At 68.4% G+C, this 18,947-nt stretch carries 18 protein-coding genes; 12 read left to right on the top strand and 6 right to left on the bottom strand.

The window, feature by feature from the left end:
* The first annotated feature begins 166 nt into the window (after positions 1 to 166).
* On the top strand, positions 167 to 1,015 hold the full coding sequence (locus RIA68_12285) for a phenylalanine 4-monooxygenase (GenBank protein MEQ8318220.1): 849 nt from the start codon (positions 167 to 169) through the stop codon (positions 1,013 to 1,015).
* A 90-nt stretch (positions 1,016 to 1,105) separates the two neighbouring features.
* Here RIA68_12285 and RIA68_12280 read toward each other — a convergent pair whose 3' ends face one another.
* The 3 genes from RIA68_12280 to RIA68_12270 all read right to left on the bottom strand — a co-directional run bounded on the left by RIA68_12280 (position 1,106) and on the right by RIA68_12270 (position 3,227).
* A complete protein-coding gene (locus tag RIA68_12280; protein ID MEQ8318219.1) occupies positions 1,106 to 1,636 on the bottom strand; it encodes a DinB family protein in 531 nt (176 codons plus the stop codon).
* 46 nt (positions 1,637 to 1,682) lie between these two features.
* Entirely contained in the window at positions 1,683 to 2,573 is an 891-nt protein-coding gene (locus RIA68_12275; protein MEQ8318218.1) for a YncE family protein, read from the bottom strand.
* 192 nt (positions 2,574 to 2,765) lie between these two features.
* Positions 2,766 to 3,227 carry a hypothetical protein gene (locus tag RIA68_12270; GenBank protein MEQ8318217.1) on the bottom strand — a complete coding sequence of 154 codons (462 nt, stop codon included), beginning with the start codon at positions 3,225 to 3,227 and terminating at the stop codon, positions 2,766 to 2,768.
* A 129-nt stretch (positions 3,228 to 3,356) separates the two neighbouring features.
* On the opposite strand from RIA68_12270, the gene RIA68_12265 reads away from it, so the two are divergent.
* Both RIA68_12265 and RIA68_12260 read left to right on the top strand, forming a co-directional pair.
* Positions 3,357 to 4,250, top strand: a complete 894-nt coding sequence (locus tag RIA68_12265) for a tRNA pseudouridine synthase A (GenBank protein ID MEQ8318216.1) — start codon at positions 3,357 to 3,359, stop codon at positions 4,248 to 4,250.
* A 75-nt stretch (positions 4,251 to 4,325) separates the two neighbouring features.
* On the top strand, positions 4,326 to 5,225 hold the full coding sequence (locus RIA68_12260; GenBank protein ID MEQ8318215.1) for a GC-type dockerin domain-anchored protein: 900 nt from the start codon (positions 4,326 to 4,328) through the stop codon (positions 5,223 to 5,225).
* Positions 5,226 to 5,518: 293 nt separating this feature from the next.
* Here RIA68_12260 and der read toward each other — a convergent pair whose 3' ends face one another.
* Positions 5,519 to 7,216: a ribosome biogenesis GTPase Der gene (gene der, locus RIA68_12255; protein MEQ8318214.1), complete on the bottom strand. Its 1,698-nt coding sequence runs from the start codon at positions 7,214 to 7,216 to the stop codon at positions 5,519 to 5,521.
* Positions 7,217 to 7,301: 85 nt separating this feature from the next.
* On the opposite strand from der, the gene RIA68_12250 reads away from it, so the two are divergent.
* The 8 genes from RIA68_12250 (at position 7,302) to RIA68_12215 (ending at position 12,906) form a co-directional block, all read left to right on the top strand.
* The gene (locus tag RIA68_12250; protein MEQ8318213.1) at positions 7,302 to 7,568 is read left to right on the top strand and encodes a hypothetical protein; all 267 of its coding nucleotides are present in this window, start codon (positions 7,302 to 7,304) and stop codon (positions 7,566 to 7,568) included.
* 232 nt (positions 7,569 to 7,800) lie between these two features.
* Positions 7,801 to 9,288, top strand: a complete 1,488-nt coding sequence (locus tag RIA68_12245; GenBank protein ID MEQ8318212.1) for a phage portal protein — start codon at positions 7,801 to 7,803, stop codon at positions 9,286 to 9,288.
* Complete coding sequence (locus tag RIA68_12240) at positions 9,281 to 9,748, top strand: hypothetical protein (protein MEQ8318211.1); 468 nt, start codon at positions 9,281 to 9,283, stop codon at positions 9,746 to 9,748. The genes RIA68_12245 and RIA68_12240 overlap by 8 nt, the downstream gene beginning before the upstream one ends.
* A 76-nt stretch (positions 9,749 to 9,824) precedes the next feature.
* The gene (locus RIA68_12235; GenBank protein MEQ8318210.1) at positions 9,825 to 10,997 is read left to right on the top strand and encodes a DUF5309 family protein; all 1,173 of its coding nucleotides are present in this window, start codon (positions 9,825 to 9,827) and stop codon (positions 10,995 to 10,997) included.
* Positions 10,998 to 11,128: 131 nt separating this feature from the next.
* Complete coding sequence (locus RIA68_12230) at positions 11,129 to 11,758, top strand: hypothetical protein (GenBank protein ID MEQ8318209.1); 630 nt, start codon at positions 11,129 to 11,131, stop codon at positions 11,756 to 11,758.
* Positions 11,759 to 11,771: 13 nt separating this feature from the next.
* Complete coding sequence (locus RIA68_12225; protein MEQ8318208.1) at positions 11,772 to 12,191, top strand: hypothetical protein; 420 nt, start codon at positions 11,772 to 11,774, stop codon at positions 12,189 to 12,191.
* A 23-nt stretch (positions 12,192 to 12,214) separates the two neighbouring features.
* On the top strand, positions 12,215 to 12,604 hold the full coding sequence (locus tag RIA68_12220) for a hypothetical protein (GenBank protein MEQ8318207.1): 390 nt from the start codon (positions 12,215 to 12,217) through the stop codon (positions 12,602 to 12,604).
* A 2-nt stretch (positions 12,605 to 12,606) separates the two neighbouring features.
* Positions 12,607 to 12,906 carry a hypothetical protein gene (locus tag RIA68_12215; protein MEQ8318206.1) on the top strand — a complete coding sequence of 100 codons (300 nt, stop codon included), beginning with the start codon at positions 12,607 to 12,609 and terminating at the stop codon, positions 12,904 to 12,906.
* Positions 12,907 to 13,001: 95 nt separating this feature from the next.
* Here the strand turns inward: RIA68_12215 and RIA68_12210 are convergent, their stop codons facing one another.
* The gene (locus tag RIA68_12210) at positions 13,002 to 14,915 is read right to left on the bottom strand and encodes a GC-type dockerin domain-anchored protein (protein MEQ8318205.1); all 1,914 of its coding nucleotides are present in this window, start codon (positions 14,913 to 14,915) and stop codon (positions 13,002 to 13,004) included.
* Between the two features lie 543 nt (positions 14,916 to 15,458).
* Between RIA68_12210 and RIA68_12205 the strand changes: the two genes are divergently transcribed.
* Positions 15,459 to 16,790, top strand: a complete 1,332-nt coding sequence (locus RIA68_12205; GenBank protein ID MEQ8318204.1) for a beta-ketoacyl-[acyl-carrier-protein] synthase family protein — start codon at positions 15,459 to 15,461, stop codon at positions 16,788 to 16,790.
* A gap of 111 nt (positions 16,791 to 16,901) precedes the next feature.
* Here RIA68_12205 and RIA68_12200 read toward each other — a convergent pair whose 3' ends face one another.
* Complete coding sequence (locus tag RIA68_12200) at positions 16,902 to 18,659, bottom strand: GC-type dockerin domain-anchored protein (GenBank protein MEQ8318203.1); 1,758 nt, start codon at positions 18,657 to 18,659, stop codon at positions 16,902 to 16,904.
* Positions 18,660 to 18,947 lie beyond the last annotated feature (288 nt).

Raw genomic sequence — 18,947 nt, 5'->3', positions numbered from 1 at the left:
CTGTCGGTTGGCCACGATCCTATCTGCCGCCGGGCCGCACTACGAATCCGAGAAGCCGAAGGGTCGCGACGACATTGGTATTTATCGGACCTCCCATCGACTCCGGAGCCCCCCAGGCACGCCGTGTATCATCTTTCGGGCACGATCTAAAGAGCCGGAGGCACCCATGCGAGGCGACATCGAGTACAGCAGCGTCATCGACAGCGACGAGGCCCGCCTGGCCCAGGCCGCCGCCGACAAGGCGCCCTTCCAGCCCTCGGCTGATATCGACACCAACAAGTTCTACATCACCCAGCACATGGACCGGTACACCGCCGAGAACCACGAGGTCTGGCGAACGCTGTACCACGAGCGGATGAAGACCCTCGACCACCAGGCCTCCAAGGTCTTCCTCGACGGCATGCGCGCCATCGGCCTGCCGGGCGACAGCGTGCCCGAGGTCGCCAGCATCAACGCCAACCTGGCCCAACGCACCGGCTGGGCCAGCCGCCCCGTGCCGGGCTACCTGCCCGCTAAGGCCTTCTTTGCCTGCCTGGCCAACCGCCAGTTCCCCACCACCATCACGATGCGGCCCAAGCGGCTGATGCACTACCTGCCCGAGCCGGACATCTTCCACGACATCTTCGGCCATGTGCCCCTGCACGCCGACGACGTGTTCGCCGAGTTCCTGCAGACCTACGGCAAGGCCGCCCTGCACTGCGAGGACCCCTACCACATCGAGCGGCTGGGCCGCCTCTTCTGGTTCACCGTCGAGTTCGGGCTCATCAAGGAAGACGGCCGCACCAAGCTCTACGGCAGCGGGCTGATCAGCAGCCTGGGCGAGAGCGAGCACGCGCTGCACAGCAAGAACGTCGACCGCCGCGACTTCGACCTCGACCGCGTGTGCGACACGCCCTTCGAGATCGACCACTACCAGCCGATCCTCTACGTGCTCGACAGCTTCGAGCAGCTTCGCGATGCGATGAACAAGTACGCGGAGCGGGTGATGAATGCGCGGAAGACCACCGCCGCATGACCAACAACGAGCCCCCGCCGTGAGGCGGGGGGCCCGATTGCTACGACACCGTTGAACGCCTCTGCCCCCTCGCTCACGCGAGGAGCTCGTTCATTTGGTGATACAGCGCCGCCGCACCATCTCCGCCAGCGCCAGATGATGGTCGTCGTGATCCGCGAAGAACACGCACGTATCCACCACGCGCTTCTGCACGCCGAGTCGCTCGTGCCACGCGCTGCGGGCGAAGAAGTCGCGCGGGTAGGCCTCCAGCCGTTCGACCGAGGCCTCGCGCACGCGGCGCACGTCGGCGAGCACGTCCGCCAGCGGCCGCGCGTCGTGGTCGGCCTCCACCGTCCGCGTGTTCTGCATGTCGGCGGCGGGCAGCACGGCCACCCCGGCCTCGTACGCATCGAGCCGCTGCGCGAGTAACCGCTCCAGGTCGGCCAGGTGCGCCAGGTGCCGCTGGACCGACCAGCCGTCCTCGGGTGCTCTCGTCGCCTGCCCGGACCCGAGCCGCGCCGCAAGCGCGTCGGCCCGCGCCGGCAGCCCGCGGAGCCGCTCGATGACCGCCGGGTACAGCTCGGCCGGAAAGTCGAACCGCCAGCGGCGGTAGATCCAGGGCGTCAGGATCTGTCCATGCATGCTCAGTGGTATGCAGACGGAAGGGCCGCCGCCGCGACGCCGAACGTCACCCGCACCCGGCCGCGAACTCGTTCTGGAACGCCAGGAAGTCGAACAGCGTCAGCTCGCCATCACCATCGAAGTCGGCGGCAGGGTCACCCGCGTCGAACAGGTTCTGGAACTCGAGGAAGTCGAAGATCGTGAGCAGGCCGTCGCCGTCGAGGTCGACGCGGCAGTCGTCGCACGCCGGGTCGATAACCGCCAGCCCCTGCACCGCACGTGCCGGCGAGATGGTGCCCAGCGTCGTGAGCGAGAGGGTGTCGACGTCGACGCGGTAGAAGCTGCCACTGACCGAGACGCTGATGTAGAGCGCTCGCTCAAAGCGATCGAATGCCAGGCCGCGCAGGTTTGCTCCCGGCAGCACGAGCGGAAGCTCGGTGACTGCGGCCGTATCGGGATCGATCACGATGATGCGACTCGTGAGGTCGCTGATGCCGTAGAGCGTGTTGGTGTCGCAGTCGAAGGCCAGGCCCTCCACCCCGTTAGCGCCGACGAGCACGCCCACGATGGCCGAACTGCCCGTCGTGGGGTCGACCGTGTACAGCCGGTTGTTGTTGTTGTCGCTCACGTAGATGACGTCGCGGCCGGGGTCGTAGGCCAGCCCGTTGGCGTTGCTCGCTCCAGCAACCGGCGCGAGCAGCGCCGTCGAGCCTGTCACCGGATCGATCGTGTACACCGAGTTCGCGCCGGCATCGACCGCATACAGGCGCCCGCGCCCCGGGTCGTACGCCAGGCCCTGCGGCTGCACGCCCACCGGCGCGATCGAGACCGTGCTACCGCTCGTTCGGCTCATCTCAACCAGCTCGCGCGGCTGGAGGTTGCCGCCGATGATCATGCCGTCCTGCCCAAGGGCGCTTGCCGCCAGCGCCGCCACGAGAATACCACCACGCTTGATCATCGCCAGCTCCCTTTCCTCTTCGAAGTTGCTCTCTCCAGATTAGCTACCACGTCGGGGCACGGCCCCGTTACCACCGGCAGCCCGCGAACGCCCCAGACTCTCCAGACCAACACAAAACGGCACCCCGCCCTCCCCAGGCGCGGGGTGCCGATCTCTCAGAGGTAGAGGCTCCGAGGTTGTTGTCGGGCTTGCTCAGCCGATGGCGTCGGCCACGGCCTGGCGGATCGCGCCGCTGCCGCGCTGCACGGCGTTGCGGACGTCCTCGCGGAAGCCGTCGGCGGCGCCGCGGACGCGGGCGATCAGGTCACGCTCGGCCTCGAGGCGGACGAGCAGGCGCACGCAATGGCGCTCGATGTTGGTGATGCGGGCCGAACCAAAGCGGCCGATGAGACGGACGCGCTTGATGCCGTCCTCGCCCGCACGGATGATGGCGCGGTCGGGAGCGCCGGCGGCGTCCAGCCGAGCGATGCGATCGACCGTGGCGCCGGTGGTGTCGCCGATGGCGCCGACGGTGCGGTCGCTGGCGGCCTCCATGCTGGCCACACAGCGGGCGGCCACGTCGGCCGGATCGGGCGGGCCCATCTGGCCGAAGACGCTGGTCGCCGTCACCAGGCACGCCGCAAGCCACGACACGAGAGTCAGGTTCCTGATCATCGTTCACGCTCCTCTAGAACTCGCACGGTTGTTCCGGCCCCGCCTCCCCAGCGCGGCCCACGCCAGCCCAACGCCGCCGCAGACGGCCTATTGCCCGCCCGGCCGCCCGTGGGCCAATATCCTCAGCCCGTGCCGACCTACTGCCTCACCATCGCCTACGAGGGCACCGACTTCTGCGGCTGGCAGAAGCAGGAACCGCCGGCACCCGACCCCGGCCAGCCGCCGGCCACCGGAGCGGCCATCCACCACGCCGATCCGTCGCTGCCGGCCCCGCCCGGCCGCGTCGCCCTGCGCACCGTGCAGGCCGTGGTCGAGCAGGCCGTCCGCCAGGTCGTGCGAGAGCCGGTGGTGCTGACGGGCGCCAGCCGGACCGACGCGGGCGTCCATGCCCGGGGCCAGGTCGCCTCGTTTACGTGTTCGGACGGCTCCGACCCAGCCCGCCACGGCGGCGGCTGGCCCCTCGAGCGCGGCCTCGAGCCCCTGGTGCGGGCCCTCAACGGCCGCCTGCCCCCCGACGTGCTCGTCACCCACGCCCGACCCACGCACGAGGCGTTCAATCCCATCGGCGATGCCGAACGCAAGGCATACTCCTATGCCTTCCACGACCACCATCAAAGGCCGCTCTTCGACCGCCGCTTCGTCACCCACACCCATCACGCTCTCGACGAGGCCCGCATGGCCGAAGCGGCGAAACACCTGGTGGGCGAGCACGACTTCGCCGCCCTGACCCCGATCAACCACGACCGTCGGTCCACCGTCCGCACGATCTTCGACCTGGCCGTCGAGCGCACCGGCGAGCACCGCGTGGGGTTCACGGTCACCGGCAGCGGCTTCCTCTACAACATGGTCAGGATCATCGCCGGCACCTTGCACGAGGTCGGGCGAGGCCGGATCGAGCCGGACGAGCTGCCCGAGATCCTGGCCAGCAAGGACCGCCGCCGCGCCGGCCCTACCGCCGCGCCCGACGGGCTCTGCCTGGAGTGGATCCGATATCCCGGGGATTCCGACGACGATCTCGCGTGAGTCGCGAAGACGCTTGCCGCTCTCTCCTGGTGCCGGGCAGTCACTCTTGCCCGAAGGCACCAAAGGAGAAAGCAGATGCAACGCCTCAGCCTCGCCGCCGCCATCGCCGCCACCAGCGTGTCGATGCTCGCCGATACCGCTCGCGCCGACGACATGTACGCCGTCGATTCGAGCTCCGACAGCCTGTACATCTTCGACAGCGACACCGGCGCCACGGTCCGCATGATCGGACCACTGCACCCCGACCCGACCCGATACACCACGCCCATCAGCATGGCCGTGACCCGTTCGTTCAGCATCTTCGTCATCAACAACACGCCCGCGGGCGACAACGGCCTCAGCCGCGTCGATCGACTGACCGGCCTGGCGACCCACATCGGCGGCAACGTGCGCGGCTCGATCGCCATCGGCCCCGGCGGCGTGCTCTACGGCACCGATGCCTCCGGTCGCCTCGGCACCGTGAGTTCCTCGACCGGAACCGTGAGCCTCCTCGGCGGCTCGGTCCTCCCCCGGCTGTTCGGGCTCGACTACAACACCCGCGACGGCTTCTTCTACGGCATCACCAGCGCCAGCCCGGGCTCGGTCCCGGAGTTGCTGCGAATCAATCCCTCGACCGGCGCCGTCGTCGCAACCATCCCGCTCAGCACCACCATCGCCGGCAGCGCACCGGGCAGCATCGCCTTCCAGCGCGACGGCGACCTCGTCATGACCGACAACGGCCGCCAGCTCTACGAGATCAACATCGTTACCGGGTTCACCAGGGTCGTCGCCTCGACGACCAATATCCCCCAGGGCCTGGGCCTGGCGCCGTGCCCGGCCGACATCGACGCGAGCGGCGACCTGGACATCTTCGACTTCCTCGAGTTCCAGAACCTCTTCGACGCCGGAGACCTGGCGGCCGACTTCGACGGCGACGGCGAGCTCACGATCTTCGACTTCCTGGCGTTCCAGAACGCCTTCGACGCGGGCTGCTGATGTAGCTTGGAGCGTGTTTCTTCGAGGTTTGTTGCGCTCGACGCCAGCATGATCCGCACCCCCAGGTAAGGAGATTCGAGAATACTGCAACCGTGCTCGGGGTTCGTCGAATAGACGGGCAAGGGACTTGGGAAGCTCGGGGCCGACTCAGGCCCGCCCGCGGAAAGCCCGCCCGAACCAAGGCTCGAACGAGCCGCCAACCACACCACACCAGGCGTGGCCAGCGTCCGGACTCATCCCCCGGACCCTGGCCACGCCTTCTTTCGTGTGATCGATGCTGCGCGCAGCACGGGTCACCGGCGGGTGTCTTCTTCCTCGTCGTCGCCGAAGACGAACACCTCGGCGTCCTCGAAGACCTCGCCCTCGATGCCTCCTTCGGCACCCTCGTCGACGAACGCCTCGCCATCGCCGCCCTCGCCCGGGATGCGGAACAGGCTCTCGATCTCCTCGGGCGTCAGCTCGAGGTCCTCGCCGCGATCGAACGCGCTCGTGTCGATCATGCCCTTCTTGTCGCGCTTCTCGGCCTGCTCGCGTCGCTTGTCGAACTGCTTGCGGCTGCGCACGAACACGCGGAAGGGCACCTCGTCGAAGGGCGCCTGCTCGCGCAGCCGGTTCATCAGGTAGCGCATGTAGTTGGGCGTGAACAGCTTGGGCTCGTTCACCACCATCGCGATCGTCGGGGGGGCGGTGCCGACCTGCGCCACGTAGAACACCCGAGCAAGCGTGCCCAGCTTGTTGCTCGGCCCGCGCTTTTCCAGGATGCTCCGCACTAGCCGATTGAGCGCGCCCGTCGAGACGCGCTCGTGCGTTTGCTTCTTGAGGTCGAACGCCAGGTCGAGCACGCCGTCGACGTTCAGGCCCTCCTTGGCGCTCAGCAGCGCGATGGGCGCAAACGGCAGGCCCTTGAACCCCTCGCGCACGTACTTCTCGTAGCGCTCGGGCGTCACGGGCCGGCCCTTGTCGTCGGTCTGCCCCTCGGCCAGGTCCCACTTGTTGACGCCGATGATCGTGGGCTTGAACGCGTTCTGGCACAGCATGGCGAGCTGCTGGTCCACCTGGCTGGTCGCCTCGGTCGCGTCGACCATCAGCAGCACCACGTCGGCCCGATCAACCGCCCGCTGCACACGGTCGAAGGCGAACCACTCGACCTTGCCCTGGAAGCTCCGCTTGCGGCGCATGCCGGCCGTATCGATCACGATGATCCGCTTGCCGTCCTTCTCGACCAGCACGTCGATGGCGTCGCGCGTCGTGCCGGCGATCTCCGAGACGATCACCCGCTCGACCCCGGCCAGGGCGTTCACCAGCGTGCTCTTGCCCGCGTTGCGCTTGCCGATGACGGCGATCGACAGGTCGGCAGGCGGCGCGGCCGCGGTCTCGTCGTCGGCGGGCAGCAGCTCGTAGAGCCGGTCGCTCAGGTCGCGCCGCATGTAGTTGTTCTTGGCGCTGCACATCAGGGGCTCGCCGAAGCCCAGGGCGCTCATCTCGTAGGCGTGCGTTTCCCACTTGGGTCCGTCCACCTTCGTCGCCACCACGTGCACGGGCGCCCGCTTGCCCAGGCTCGGATCGAGCTGGGCCATCTCGGCCCGGTCCTTCCGCCCCAGTTTCTGCTCGCGGAGCAGGCGGGCGATCTCCTCGTCGCGCGGGGTCAGGCCCGCCTGCACGTCGACGCAGAACAGGATCAGGTCGGCGTTCGCTACCGCCGCCTCGATCTGCCCCTCCACGTCGTCGGTCAGCGTCGAGAGGTCGGCCCCCACCTCGTCGTACCGCCCGCCCTCGGCCACGTACACGCCGTAGCCGCCGGTGTCGGTCAGCTCGACGGCCCGGGTGGGCTTGCCCTCGCTGTGCTCCAGGTCGACGATCCGCGTCACGCGATCGCGGGTGACGCCCGGCAGGTCGTCGACGATCGAGACCTTCGAGCTGGCCAGCATGTTCATCAGCGAGCTCTTGCCCACGTTGGGCCGGCCCACGATCGCGATCCGTGGAATAGGCATAGGCCCAATCGTACGCCGGCCGCCCGCCGGCCCCGGGCCAGATCGGCTCCCCCTGCCGACGCCCCGGCCCCTACCATCGACCGCTATGGAGAACCTCACCCCCGGCGCCAAGGTGCGTATCACCCAACAGTTCCCCCGCATGAGCGGCACGATGGTCTCCACCATCGAGGGCGTCGTCGTCCGCGTCGGCCAGGAAAAGTCCGGCTCGTGGTTCGCCCACACCAAGGACAACAAGGTCTGGATCGACCGCGTCGAGCTCCGCAAGAAGGACGGCGAGCTCGTCGTCCTCAACCTCGACCGCTTCTCGGCCGTCGAGGTGCTCGAAGAGCCGAAGGCCGAGACGACGGGCTGAGCACGGCAACCTTCTTCCCGAGCCGCCATCCCCGCGTCCGCGCGCACGACACGCCACGCGAACCATCAGCTTCCACGCAAATCCAACGTCGCTCGATGCCCTGAGTTCCTCGGGTGATTCGAGCTGCGCGCGCACTCCGAACCACCGCCGACGCGCGCCACCACCCGTCCGACCGCCCGTTGGGTGAGAGGCTCGCGCACCACGCCGGGCCACCACCCAAAGGAGGTCCCCCGTGGCGTTCAATCTCGCACCCTTCACCGACACGACCCTGTCGCCGCAGGCCCTCGAGATCATCCTGGCCGAGCACGAGCGTGACGTCGCGCCGCGGCTGCGATGGCTCTGGGGCTACTTCCGCAACGAGCCCACGCGACCCGGAGGCGAACTCCCGCAAGCCGCTGGCCTGCCGCCCCGCCTCCGCGGCGCGTGGGATCCGTGGTCGGACGACCGCATGGTCGATGCCGCCGCCAGCGAGGTCGTCATCGAGAACGACATCGCCTGGCGCATCAACACCATGGTCGACTTCATGCTGCCCGAGCCGCTGGTGCTGCTCAGCAAGGCCGGCCGGCCCGAGCAGCGCCGGACCATCGAGGCCGCCCTCGACGCCGTGTGGGAGGCCTCGGGCGGCCTCTCCCTCCTGCACGACGCGCTACTACTGGGCCACGTCTACGGCCACGTCGACCTGCTGCTCCGCTGCGACGTCGAGCGGCTGACCGCCCTGGCGCCCGACCTCGACACGCTGCTGGAGCTTCCCGGCGAGGTGCTCGCCGAGGCCATCCGCGTCGAGGCCATCGACCCGACTCGCGGCGTACCCGTCGTCGATGCGGGCGACTACCGCCGGCTCGAGGCCTACGCCATCGACTTCACCCGCCGCACCTCACAGGCCGACGAGGACGACCGCCACGGCCGCACGCTCGACACCGAGCGCGTCACCGAGATCCTCAGCGGCGCGTGGCGGCAGGTGTACGTCGACGGTGAGCTGGTCGCCGAGGGGCCCAACCGCGCCTCGCCCGGCCGCGTGCCCGTCGTGCACGTCCAAAACATCCCCCAGCCGCTGTGCTACGCCGGCGTGGGCGAGGTCGAGCCGCTCGTGCCCCTGCAGGACGAGCTGAACACCCGCCTGAGCGACCGCGCCGCCCGCGTGACCATGCAGAGCTTCAAGATGTACCTCGCGAAGGGCATCGAGGGCTTCGACCAGGTCCGCATCGGCCCGGGCCGCGTGCTGAGCACCGACAACCCCGACGCCCAGGTCACGGCCTTCGGCGGCGACGCGGACTCGCCCAGCGAGACGCTGCACGTCGAGGACATCCGCGAGGCCATGGACAAGACCTCGGGCGTGCCGCCCATCGCCGCGGGCGTCGTCCGCGCCAAGATCGGCAGCCTGTCGAGCGGCAACGCGCTCCGCATCACCATGCTCGGCCTGCTCAGCAAGACGCGCCGCAAGCGCGTGGGATATGGCGCGGGCGTGGCGCGCATGAGCGCCCTCATTCTCGAGGCGCTCGACCGCGCCGGCACCCATGCCACCGAGCCGCAGGACCGCGGCGTCACCGTGCACTGGCCCGACGCCATCGACCTCGACCAGGACGAGCGGCTGCTGAACGCCGAGCGCAAGACCGAGCTGGGCATCGACCGCGAACGCGTGCTGGCCGAGCTCGGCTATGCCCAGCCCCCGACCAACCGCAACGGCTCGGCCGCGAGCCAGACGGAGAACACCAATGCCTGAGCCCACGCCCGAAACAAACGACACCCAGAACGACAACGACCTGCGCGAGGCGCTCGCCGAACGCACGCAGATGGCCAGCGACCTGGCCGACCAGCTCCGTGCCCGCGACGCCCAGCTCGAAGACCTGCGCCAGCGATCGGCCCGGCTGGAGCGCCGCGGCGCCATCGAACGCGGGCTGGCCCAGGCGGGCGCCATCGACACCGAGTCGCTCGCGCTGCTGGTCGAGAGCCGGCTGGAGGGCGACGAAGATGCGACACCCGCCCGCGTCATCGGCCAGCTCCAGCGCGAGCGTCCCGCACTCTTCCGCAGCAGCCCGACGCGGGCCTCGGCCATGAGCCCGAGCCATCCCTCCCAGGGCGCGCCGGGTCGCGCGGTGGTCGATCGTGCGCGAGACGACGCACGCGCCACCGGCGACCGGCGCGCCCTCATGAAGTACCTGCGCCTGCGACGCAATAGCTGAACGAGTCCGACACCGCCCCACGCCCTTGCCCCCGCTCCCGTTTCGCACGCCACGCACCTGACCAAAGGAGACTCGCATGGCATTCACCGGTAAGGCAACCTTCTCGGCCGGCAGCTCGCTGCCCGAACTCGTCGAGGACGTCTCGGACATCATCGGAATCGTCAGCCCCTTCGAGACGCCGCTGCTCGACCACCTGGGCGACGCCCGCCGCGCGGCGACCAGCACCGTGCACGAGTGGATCGAGGACGAGCTGCTCCCCAACACCGACACGGTGGCGGACCAGGCCTTCTCGCCCACGCCGCTCACCGATACGACGATCGACGTCGAAGACGGCTCCCGATTCCGCGTGGGCGACCTCGTCCGCCCGGGAGATGGGCCCGAGGTCATGCTCGTCGAGGCCGTCGCGTCCGACACCCTGACGGTCGTGCGCAGCTACGGCAACACCGACCCGACGCTCCTGGTCGAGGGCATGCAGCTCACCATCCTGGGCAACGCGGCCCTCGAGGGCGCCGACGCTCCCGAGGCGCGCTTCACCAATCGCGTACGCAAGGCCAACTACACCCAGATCTTCACATCGGCCGTGGAGGTCTCCGGCTCGATGCAGGCGGTGCGGGCCCACGGCATCGCCGACGAATTGGACTACCAGAAGCAGGAGCGCATGCGTGAGTTGCTGCGCGACCTGGAGAACTGCGTGATCAACGGCGTCGCGCCGACGTCCTCGGTCCAGGGTTCTTCGACGGTCCGCCGCTCGATGGACGGACTGATCCGCAACGTGGAAACCAACCAGTTCCAGCCCGGCGTGGGCCCCATCCCCGGCGGCTCGGGCGCCGGCTCGGACGGGCTGACCGAGGAGGTGCTCAACGCCGCGTTGCGCGAGGTCTGGGAACAGTCGTCCGGGCCGATCGACACGATCGTGTGCGGCGGGCTCCAGAAGCGTCGCATCAACGCCTTCCTGACGTCGTCGCGCCGCTATGGCCCAAGCGACGACCGCTACAGCGATCTGGTCAGCGTCTACGAGAGCGACTTTGGCGTGTGCCGCGTCGTGGTGTCTCGATGGATGCCCGCCGACGCCCTGCTGCTGCTCGATTCCAGCCGCGTCGAGGTGATGCCGCTGGAGGGCCGCAGCTTCCACTACAAGCCGCTGGCGTCGACCGGCGACGCCGCCATGGGCCAGGTCATCGGCGAGTACACGCTGGAGATGCGCAACGAGAACGCGCACGGCGTGCTCAGCGGATTGGCCACGAGCTGATCGGCCCCGCGGGGTGCCGAAGGGCACGGCGGTTTCGTGTGGGGGCGGCCGCCGGCTCGCGGGCCGGGTAACACCGGCTCGCGGGTTTGCAAGGAAACGAATCGCGCGCCGTGGCGCGCAAGGAGCACGCGATGTTTGCACAGGACAGGGACATGCTGGCCATCGAGCCGCACGCCTTCACCGATGCGCTCTGGGCCGGTCGCCGGCTCGCGTCGGGCACTGCCGCCGTGAGCGGCACCACGCTGACGAGTGCCAGCTCGACCGCGTCGTTTACCGATGCCCAGGCCGAGGTTGGTCAGGTCGTGGTGTTCAACGGCGTTCCGCTCGAGGTCGTCGCCGTCACGTCGGGCACGGTGCTCGAAGTCTCGCGGCTGCGGGCTTCGACGGAGGACGACGCGCTTCCGCCAGTGGCGTCGGCCGCGGCCCCGTTCACGCTGACGACCTTCGCGCCCCAGCGGGCCATCGTGCACCGCCAGCTCCTCGGCCTGCTCGGGCTCGACCTTCCGGACGGTCCGGGCGCCGAGGCGGTGGTCGATGCGACCGCGCTGGCGCACGTGGAGGCGCTGGGCACGCTGCACCTGGTGTACGCCGCGGCCTCGGCCCTGAGCGGGCCGAGCTCGTCGCTCGGTGCACGGGCCGTGATGTACGCGGACATGTTCGCTCGTGCCCGGCAGACGCTGGCGGTCGGGCTCGACCTTGACGGTGACGGCGTGGTCGACGCGACGCGCCGGCCTGCATTGATGCACCTGGTACGCGGCTGAAGGGAGGCACGCGATGCTGGTCTTGAATCCTCGATCGGTCGTCCTGCTGAGCAGCACCATCGAGCGCGTGCGACGCGTGGCGGTGCACCGCACGCCCGAGCGCGCCCTGCTGGAGTGGGGCAACACCGGTCCGTACCCGACGTTCGCCGACGTGCCCGAGCAGCGGGTGGAGATCGAGCTCGTAGCCGACCTGGAGCGCGGCTCGCTCGACGGGCCGACCCCGGGCGACGAGGGCGTGCTGGAGTTCTTCACAGCCCCGACCGCTGGCAGCGGCGGGCGGCGACGGGTGGAGGCGAGCGTGGTGATCACGTCGGTGCGCGACGAGGTCGAGCCCGGCGGCTCGGCGCTGCGACGGATCAAGATGTTCGCCCTCTCTGACAACGGCACCAACGACCCGATCGACGTGAGCAACGCCGAGGATGGTTCTCGCTAGAGCGGCCACGAAAGGAACGCACGATGCCGAGCATGTACGACGGATCTCCGCTCTTCGCAAGCGGGCCGCACCGCTTCGAGATGCAGCGACAGGGACAGACCGAGACGCTGCCGGGTACCTCGCCGACGATGCAGTCTCCGCCGAGTGCCAAGTGGAACCAGCTTGGGCCGGTGCAACTCTCGATCACGGTGCGTGGGCGATTGGTGGCGGCTTCGGAAGCCGACTTGTGGACGTTGCGCGACGCGATGGTCGGGGCGATGACCTCGTCGCCCAGCGCCGCCACGCTGGAGGACGGGCAGGGCCGGAGCTGGCCCAGCATGTGGATGGTCGGCTACCGCGAACTGGGGCCGGTGGACGCGGGGCGCGCGTGGTCGGTGGGATACGAGGCGGTGTTCCGCAAGGTGGGGCAGTAGCGATGCAGGGTGAGGTGGCTGGCGTGCTGGCGCAGTTTGGCATGGCGGGGTTGATCGCGTGGATGTGGCTGACCGAGCGGCGGGCCGGGCTGGCGCGCGAGCGGCAGATCGAAGAAGCGCACCGCCGGCTGACGCAGGAGCAGGAGGCGATGGGCGTCGTGCTGCGCGTGGTCGAGGCCAACACGCGGGCCATGGCATCGCTGGAGATCGGCCAGCGGGAGCTGGCGGCGTTGATTCGCGAGCTCAGGCCCGGGCGTGAGGCGGCGGGGATGGCCGGCCCGGCTGCGAACGGCGCGCGATAAAAGAAAAGGCCCCCGGCGGACATCCGGGGGCCCCTGTGGTCACTCAGAAGGTTCTAAATCGTGACCGTAACACAGACTGGGGAAGCGTTGTTGCTTTAGTCGCAGCCGGCGTCGAAGGCGTTCTGGAAGCAGAGGAAGTCGAACAGCGTGAGGATGCCGTCCTCGTCGCAGTCGGCCGCCAAGTCTCCCAGGTCGAACGCGTTCTGGAAGGCGAGGAAGTCGAAGATGGTCAGGCTGCCATCGTCGTCGAAGTCGGCGTAGCAGTCGTCGCCCGGCGTGGGCAGCCAGCGGAGCTGGTTCTCGATCAGATCGGCGACGGACCCGTCCATCGAGTCGTAGTCGAAGCTGTTGAGCAGGCTGGCATCGCCGTTGGCGATCACGATGGCGCCATCGCCCGACGTGGAGTCGAAGGTACCAACGACGCTGGCGCCGCCGGAGACGCCGGTGATCAGGTCACCGTTGTCGTTCCACAGCGTGTCTGCACCGGCAAGGACCGGGCTGCTGGCGCTGCCCCACGACGGGTGGCCGGCGTTGTCGAAGACCGAACGCGGCGCGAAGATGTCGATGAGGCTGGTCACGCCCATGGCGCTCTGCAGCACGGGCTCGGCGTCCATGTTCCAGAAGGACAGGTGGACGACGTTGCCGCGGTCCAGGAAGTCCTGGACGGCCGCGGGGGTGCCGGCATCGAAGAAGCAGCACGGGTTGCTGATGAGGGCCACGCCGTAGTCGGGGTTGTTGAGCGCGGTGGTCAGGCCCGGGAAGTCGCTCTCGAGCACCAGGTCCGGGATGATGCCAGCAGCGCTGACGGCGGTGGCGAGGTAGCCGAAGCTGTCGCCGCCCTGGAACTGGATGATCTGGCTGCCCGGAGGCGGAGGCGGAGGCGGTGCGGTCTCAACCCAGGCAATCTGGGCTTCGAGCAGGTCGGTCATGCCGCTGCTCTCCATCGAGTCGTACTCGAAGGCGTTGGTGAGCGTGCGGTTGTCGTTGCTCACGACGGTCGCGCCATCGCCCGACGCGCTGTCGAAGGTCGAGACGACCTCGTCGCCGGTGACCGCGTCACCGTTGTCGTTCCAGTCGTCACCATCGGTGGCGACCGGGCTGGCGGCGCCGCCCCACGAGGGGTGCGACGCGTTGTCGAAGACCGGACGTGGCGCGAAGAAGTCGACCGTGCTGTCGACGCCCAGGGTGCCCTGGAGGGCCGGCTCGGCATCGAGGTTCCAGAACGAGAAGTGGACGCGGTTGCCACCGCTGACGAAGTTGTCGAGCTCCGTATCGAAGCCCGCGGCGAAGTTGTTGGCCGGCTGGTGGATGATGGCGAAGACATAATCGCCGCTGGCCAGCGCCGCGTTGAGGGCGGCGGCGTCGCTGCGGATCAGGTCGTAGTTCAGGCCCAGGTTGTCGGCAGCAGCGATCTCGTTGTCGTCGCCGTTGCTCTCGGTGTAGAGGACGATGCGCGCCGGCAGGTCGCCCTGGGCGTAGACGAAGTCGTCGAAGGCGGTCTCGGGGCCGTCGACGCGGACCGAGCCGATCGCGACCGTCGAGGTCCAGGACTTGCCTTCCATGGTGCCGTCGCCGGGGCCGTAGCCGTCGGCGTCGACGAAGGTGCCGATGGGCGCGCCACCAAGATCGAAGAAGTCGATGGTGTCGCTGCCAACGCCGGCGGCACTGGCCTGGAAGCCGAAGGCGGTGACGCCGCCGATGGCCGAGAAGTCGAAGTCGACCGAGCCGAAGCCGAAGATCGTGCCAAACTTCGTGCCACTGGTGGGCGCGATGGGCCCGCCAGGCGCGCGGAAGTCGAGCCAGTCGCCGGCATCAACCGAGGCGAAGCTAAGTGCGCCGCCCACGCCGACGTCGCCGGCGAAGATGCTGGTGAGGAACGTACGAGCTCCCGGGTAGCTCTCCATGTCGTCGGTCGCGTCGGGCGCGAACGCACCGGGAGAAACCTGGGCAAACGTGGTGCCGGCGGCCGCGAGGATCGCGGCGGCGGCCAAAACCTTCTGGGTATCCATCTCTTCAAGCCCCCAATACAGGTGCTACGTGTCACGCGGCCGGTACGGCACCAACCGCTCCAAGGAAACGGAAACAACCGGCGGGCCTCAGCGGCGCGCCGGGGTCAGCAAGCCTCCTCCATTCGCAAGGGCATCGAACACGCGGGTTCGTCTCTCCCTTCCTGTCGCGTGGAGCGCGCCGGCGCGATAGAACGTCGCGGAACCGACATTGCGTCGGCCGCGAGTGATCGCCAGCGACAGCGTTCCGCGCTTCTGGGAGTGGTCTTCTTCTTCGAGCGTGCCAGCGTTTGCTGGCTTGGAAAACTTACCCCCAGCTTCCCACGAACGAGTCGAAAGTTCTCTCACTATAACTAATGCCGCGATTGCGGCGTTTTGTCAAGAGCATTGTGCACGACATGGAACAGAATTCTTGTTCGCTGTCGTAGTTCTGCGTAGACCATCCCGCTTGGCGCTGCAACAGAACGGGGCGCGGGACCGTGAACGGTCTAGTGTGTTCTACGTAGAACGGGGCGCTCGGCCCCAACGTGAAGCAGGAGCGAGTCAATGCGAGGCGAGCGTCGGGTCGTGGTCACGGGCATGGGGTGGGTGACGCCCCTGGGAAGCGGGCTGGACGATGCGTGGGAGGCGCTGATGGCCGGCAGGTCGGCGGCAGCGCCGATATCGAACTTCGACGCGCATGCCTTTGCGACGAGCTTTGCGGCGGAGGTGAAGGCCTTTGACCTGACGCTCGCACTCGGGAACCGGGCCAAGCGGCACGCCTCAGCCGGACGCGGGACGGCGTTCGCGTTGGCGGCGGCGGACGCGGCGTGGGCCCACTCGGGGCTTGAACGACATGGCATGGACATGTCGCGGGCGGGCCTCTACCTGGGCGCGGGCGAGAACAGCCCGGACAGCGCCGCACTTGGCAGGATGTGCATCGGCGCATGGAATGCCGATGCCCGATCGCTCGACGACGGCCTCTGGGCTCGCGGCGCCCTCGGACTCGACCGCATGCGTGAGGTGGAGCAGGAGCCGCAGATGGCGCTGGCGCACGTGGCGGCGCTATTGGGGCTGCGTGGCCCGTCCATGAACTGCATGACGGCATGTGCGGCGAGCACGCAAGCGATCGGCGAAGCGGCCGAGATCATCTGCCGCGGCGATGCCGACGTGATGGTCAGCGGGGGCTGCCACTCGATGATCCACCCGCTGGGGATGACCGGCTTCATCCGGCTGACGGCCATGAGCACGCGGTGCGACGACCCGGCCGGAGCGTCTCGACCCTTCGACCGGACGCGCGACGGCTTCGTCATGGGCGAAGGCGCGGGCGTGCTCGTGCTTGAGGACCTCGAGCACGCTCTTGCCCGTGGCGCGACGCCCGTGGCCGAGATCGCCGGGTATGGTTCGTCGGCCGACGCGTATCGCATCACGGACATCGATCCGGAGGGCGAAGGCGCGTGGCGGGCGATGGCCCGGGCGCTCGAACAAGCCGGGATCGATCCCGCCGCGGTCGATGGGAACGGACGGCCTGGCGTGCACTACGTCTCGGCGCACGGCACGGGAACGCGTGAGAACGACGGCATCGAGACCCGGGCCGTGAAGCGGCTCTTCGGCGAGCATGCCCCGAGCGTGCCCATGAGTAGCGTCAAGAGCATGCTGGGGCACCTCATCCAGGCGGCGGGCGCGGTCGAGCTGATCGCGTGCATCCGTGCGATGCAGACCGGGTGGCTCCCGCCGACCATCAACTACGCCGAGCCCGACGAGGCGTGTGATCTCGACTACGTCCCCAACGCGGCGCGCGATCTCCGCGATCGGGGCGGCGTGGGCGTGTGCCTGTCGAACAGCTTCGGCTTTGGCGGGCAGAACGACTCGGTCGTCGTCCGGCGTTGGGACGGATGATTGCACAACACGTGCCGGACGCGCGGACCTTGCTGGGAATCGAAAAACGGGACCCCGGATCACTCCGGGGCCCCGCGAACACTCAGAAACCATCAGAACGGAAGGACTGGACTAGTCGCAACCGGCATCGAAGGCGTTCTGGAAGCACAGGAAGTCGAACAGCGTGAGGACGCCGTCCCCATCACAGTCGGCTGCCAGGTCGCCACCATCGAAGGCGTTCTGGAACGCCAGGAAGTCGAAGATGGTCAGGCTACCGTCGTCATCGAAGTCGGCGTAGCAGTCGTCGTCGCCGAAGCAGTAGGTCATGTTGTCGACGCCGAAGAGCCAGCCGTCGTTGAAGGAGTCGATCTCGACGCGGATGATGGTGCCATCGAGGCTGTAGTTGATGTCGCGCGTCCATGCCGAGCCGGCCTCAAGGATACCGTCGGTGCTCACCAGACCGCCGGCGTCATAGAAGCGGATGGGGAACTCGAAGCCAGTGCTCGGCGTGCCGGCGCTGTTGAAGTCGAATTCCAGCTCGGTCAGGCCGCCATCGAACTCCATGACGAGCGTCAGGTAGCGATTGCCGCCGCCATCGGTCGCGTTGCAGAGCACGTCCGAACCGAAGAAGCCGCTGAAGCTACTGATCGACGCGGTCTGGCCCGTACCGTCGCCGAAGGTGACGCCGGGGAACTCATCGCTGATGGGCATGCCTTCACCGATGCCCTCGAAGTCGAGCTCGGGCTGGCAACCGGGAGGTGCCGGGGGCAGTGCGTCCTCGACCCAGTCGATCTGGGCTTCGAGCAGGTCGGTCATGCCGCTGCTCTCCATCGAGTCGTACTCGAAGGCGTTGGTGAGCGTGCGGTTGTCGTTGCTCACGACGGTCGCGCCATCGCCCGACGCGCTGTCGAAGGTCGACACGACCTCGTCGCCGGTGACCGCATCACCGTTGTCGTTCCAGTCGTCGCCATCGACGGCGACCGGGCTGGCAGCGCCGCCCCACGACGGGTGGCCGGCGTTGTCGAAGACCGGACGCGGCGCGAAGAAGTCGACCGTGCTGTCGACGCCCAGGGTGCTCTGGAGGGCCGGCTCGGCATCGAGGTTCCAGAACGAGAAGTGCACGCGGTTGCCGCCGCTGACGAAGGCGTCGAGCTCGGCGTCGAAGCCGGCGGCGAAGTTGTTGGCCGGCTGGTGGATGATGGCGAAGACATAATCGCCGCTGGCCAGCGCCGCGTTGAGGGCGGGGGTGTCGCGCCGAATCAGGTCGTAGTTCAGGCCGAGGTTGTCGGCCGCGGCAATCTCGTTGTCATCGCCGTTGCTCTCCGTGTAGATCAGGATCTGCGCGGGAACATCACCCCGAACGATCCGGAAGTCGTCGAACGCGGTCTCGGGACCGGTAACGCGGACCGAGCCGATGGCGACGGTCGAGGTCCAGGCCTTGGGCTCCATCGTGCCGTCGCCCGGGCCGTAGCCATCGGGGTCGCTGAAGAAGCCGATGGGCGCGCCACCGAGGTCGAAGAACTCGATGTCGTCGGTGCCGACGCCGGCGGCACTGGCCTGGAAGCCAAAGCCGGTGATGCCACCGATGCTGGAGAAATCAAAGTCGACCGATCCGAAGCCGAAGATCGTGCCAAACTTCGTGCCGCTGGTGGGCGCAATCGGCCCGCCCGGCGCGCGGAAGTCGAGCCAGTCGCCGGCGTCAACCGACGCAAAGCTCAGGGCGCCGCCCACGCCGACGTTGCCGGAGAAGAGGCTGGTCAGGAACGTACGAACGCCCGGATAGCTCTCCATGTCATCGGTGGCGTCGGGCGAGAACGGGCCAGGGGTCACCTGGGCAAACGTGGTGCCGGCGGCCGCAAGAATGGCGGCGGCGGCGAGTGTCTTCTGCATATCCATCTCTTAGAAACCCCCAAGTCAGGTGTTACGGGTCACGCGGCTGATACATCACCAGCCTCTGCACGAAACGAAACAACGGCGGGCCTGAGTAGCCAGCCGGGTCAGCAAGCGTCTTTGCTTCTCGAAGGAGCGTCGAACACGCGTGGCTCGACTCTTCCCCTCTCCCCTACGTCTGTGCGCACCCGATATCGCAGGGGCGCGCCGCAATCCAACGCGAGGTTGGCGGGCGACACCTGTGACAGCGTTGAGCGCTGCTGGGCGTACTCATCCTCTCCGAGCATG

It is taken from the genome of Phycisphaerales bacterium (assembly GCA_040217175.1).
Classification (GTDB): Bacteria; Planctomycetota; Phycisphaerae; order Phycisphaerales; family UBA1924; genus JAHCJI01.
This window is presented reverse-complemented; position numbering and strand designations above follow the sequence as displayed.

Bases quoted from the DNA above. Each gene is read 5' to 3' on its own strand.
- RIA68_12285 (MEQ8318220.1), top strand. From the start codon at position 167: ATGCGAGGCGACATCGAGTACAGCAGCGTCATCGACAGCGACGAGGCC.
- RIA68_12280 (MEQ8318219.1), bottom strand. From the start codon at position 1,636: ATGCATGGACAGATCCTGACGCCCTGGATCTACCGCCGCTGGCGGTTC.
- RIA68_12275 (MEQ8318218.1), bottom strand. From the start codon at position 2,573: ATGATCAAGCGTGGTGGTATTCTCGTGGCGGCGCTGGCGGCAAGCGCC.
- RIA68_12270 (MEQ8318217.1), bottom strand. From the start codon at position 3,227: ATGATCAGGAACCTGACTCTCGTGTCGTGGCTTGCGGCGTGCCTGGTG.
- RIA68_12260 (MEQ8318215.1), top strand. From the start codon at position 4,326: ATGCAACGCCTCAGCCTCGCCGCCGCCATCGCCGCCACCAGCGTGTCG.
- der (MEQ8318214.1), bottom strand. From the start codon at position 7,216: ATGCCTATTCCACGGATCGCGATCGTGGGCCGGCCCAACGTGGGCAAG.
- RIA68_12250 (MEQ8318213.1), top strand. From the start codon at position 7,302: ATGGAGAACCTCACCCCCGGCGCCAAGGTGCGTATCACCCAACAGTTC.
- RIA68_12240 (MEQ8318211.1), top strand. From the start codon at position 9,281: ATGCCTGAGCCCACGCCCGAAACAAACGACACCCAGAACGACAACGAC.
- RIA68_12235 (MEQ8318210.1), top strand. From the start codon at position 9,825: ATGGCATTCACCGGTAAGGCAACCTTCTCGGCCGGCAGCTCGCTGCCC.
- RIA68_12230 (MEQ8318209.1), top strand. From the start codon at position 11,129: ATGTTTGCACAGGACAGGGACATGCTGGCCATCGAGCCGCACGCCTTC.
- RIA68_12225 (MEQ8318208.1), top strand. From the start codon at position 11,772: ATGCTGGTCTTGAATCCTCGATCGGTCGTCCTGCTGAGCAGCACCATC.
- RIA68_12220 (MEQ8318207.1), top strand. From the start codon at position 12,215: ATGCCGAGCATGTACGACGGATCTCCGCTCTTCGCAAGCGGGCCGCAC.
- RIA68_12215 (MEQ8318206.1), top strand. From the start codon at position 12,607: ATGCAGGGTGAGGTGGCTGGCGTGCTGGCGCAGTTTGGCATGGCGGGG.
- RIA68_12210 (MEQ8318205.1), bottom strand. From the start codon at position 14,915: ATGGATACCCAGAAGGTTTTGGCCGCCGCCGCGATCCTCGCGGCCGCC.
- RIA68_12205 (MEQ8318204.1), top strand. From the start codon at position 15,459: ATGCGAGGCGAGCGTCGGGTCGTGGTCACGGGCATGGGGTGGGTGACG.
- RIA68_12200 (MEQ8318203.1), bottom strand. From the start codon at position 18,659: ATGCAGAAGACACTCGCCGCCGCCGCCATTCTTGCGGCCGCCGGCACC.